Here is a 365-nt window from a genome sequence, read left to right on the forward strand (position 1 = left end):
CGGCCACCAGCACTCTGCTCCCTGCCCCGGAAGGAAGGAGCGGGCGGATCTGGTCGGCGTCCAGGGCGTCGTCCAGGACGAGGAGGAGGCGCAGGGTGCTGGAGGCCGCGCGCCAGGCGGCGGCTGGCCGAACTGGACGCCGACCTGCGGATCACCCTGGATCCCCTCGCGAGCGGCGACGGGGTGTCTCTCCTCACCCGCCTGGTCGGAGAGGACCGGACGAGCCGGGAACCGGACGCGACACGGCGCCTCGTCCAGCTGTGCGACGGGCTGCCGCTGGCGCTGCGCATCGCCGGTTCGCGGCTGCAGAGCCGCAGCACCTGGACGGTCGGCCACTTCGTGGGCCGGATGGCGGAGGACGGCCG

At 74.5% G+C, this 365-nt stretch carries 1 protein-coding gene; it reads left to right on the plus strand.

Features of this window, described 5'->3' with window-relative positions; translation table 11 throughout:
• Positions 1–183: 183 nt before the first annotated feature.
• A partial coding sequence (locus J0695_RS38615) for a hypothetical protein (protein ID WP_206969517.1) occupies positions 184–365 on the plus strand: 182 nt, incomplete at its 3' end.

This window comes from Streptomyces beijiangensis (genome assembly GCF_017315755.1).
Classification (GTDB): domain Bacteria; phylum Actinomycetota; class Actinomycetes; order Streptomycetales; family Streptomycetaceae; genus Streptomyces; species Streptomyces beijiangensis.